The organism is Cellvibrio sp. ARAG 10.3 (assembly GCF_051846955.1).
Lineage (GTDB): Bacteria > Pseudomonadota > Gammaproteobacteria > Pseudomonadales > Cellvibrionaceae > Cellvibrio.
This window is the reverse complement of sequence record NZ_JBPYCU010000064.1, coordinates 1-1,171: the sequence shown is the minus strand read 5'-3', so window position 1 is coordinate 1,171 and position 1,171 is coordinate 1. Positions and strand designations below refer to the sequence as shown.

At 52.9% G+C, this 1,171-nt stretch carries 1 protein-coding gene and 1 pseudogene; both read left to right on the top strand.

Annotated features, from left to right (window positions below; translation table 11 throughout):
- Nucleotides 1–717, top strand: a 717-nt coding sequence (locus ACSV5M_RS21775; RefSeq protein ID WP_439178957.1) for a TraM recognition domain-containing protein, incomplete at its 5' end; no start/stop codon positions are given.
- Nucleotides 717–1,171, top strand: a pseudogene (locus tag ACSV5M_RS21770) (hypothetical protein); the annotation flags it as partial. The gene ACSV5M_RS21775 and the pseudogene ACSV5M_RS21770, both read left to right, overlap by 1 nt.

Below are 1,171 nucleotides of genomic sequence, written 5' to 3'. Positions count from 1 at the left end.
CTCGACGCACTTTCAGATCCTGAAGTGGCATCGGCCGTGGGCTGCTCCATGTTTGCGGATCTGACGTCGACCGCCGGTACCATCTACAAATTCGGCAGCGACCACGGCCTCTTTGTTTACGAAGGTGCGGATGGCAAGAAACGCAAGGTGTGTTTGCACCTGGATGAATTTAATGAGTTGGTTGGGAAAGAGTTTGTGCCGATGGCCAACAAGGCCGGTGGTGCCGGATTCCAGTTGACCGCCTACACACAAACCATGTCCGACATCATTGCGCGATTTGGTGATCGCGCACGTGCAGGCCAGGTGATCGGTAATCTGGGATCGATCATCATGCTGCGCGTGAAAGAACTCGAAACAGCGGAGTTGCTCACCAGTCAATTGCCTGAGGTTGATGTCAACCTCATCGGCCTGCACAGTGGCACATCGGACACTCCAGGAAATCCGGATGTCGATTTCCAAAGCCGTACCGAACAACGCCTTACCTCGCAGCGCGTGCCCTTACTGCATCCGGGTGACTTGACTCGATTGCCTAAAGGCCAGGCCTTTGCGTTCATCGGGGGCAAACTCTTCAAGCTCCGCCTGCCGATGTTGAACGACGAAAAATCCCTGCCGAAAGACATCAGCATTATCGCCAACGCGATGCGCAAACAGTACCGGTCATCGGCAAACAATGAAAACTGGGCGCGTATGCCCGACCGTTGGTCGGAGGCGGCGTAATGACAGAGCGCAAACCCGCAACCGTTAAAGATCGTGTCAACGAAAAGCGCACCTTGACGGAACTCGTTATCTCCTCAACGGTTGGCCGAGTATTCAGTTTTATCGGCTGGTTTTTGTTTGCATTGGTCATGTCCATCCTGGTGGAATGGCTTGGCATGTTGTTTGTCTGGGACACGAATCATTCCCGCGACGTCTTGCACAAAGAAATTCAGTATCTCTCGCAGTTGGATCAGAATTTTTTGTTGAGTGTTCAGCCAGCATCGCTTGCGACCCAGGCCGTTGAATGGGTAAACGATGGCTACCGCTGGCTACGAGTTGATCGTGCTCTGGCATTCTTACAGCGACATTTCTCACTTGGGTTTATTGCCATCTCCAGCGCAATGGATGTGACCTACACCCTCATCATTCGGCTTGTCACGGTCGTGCTTGCATTACCCGCATTTTTAATCTGGGG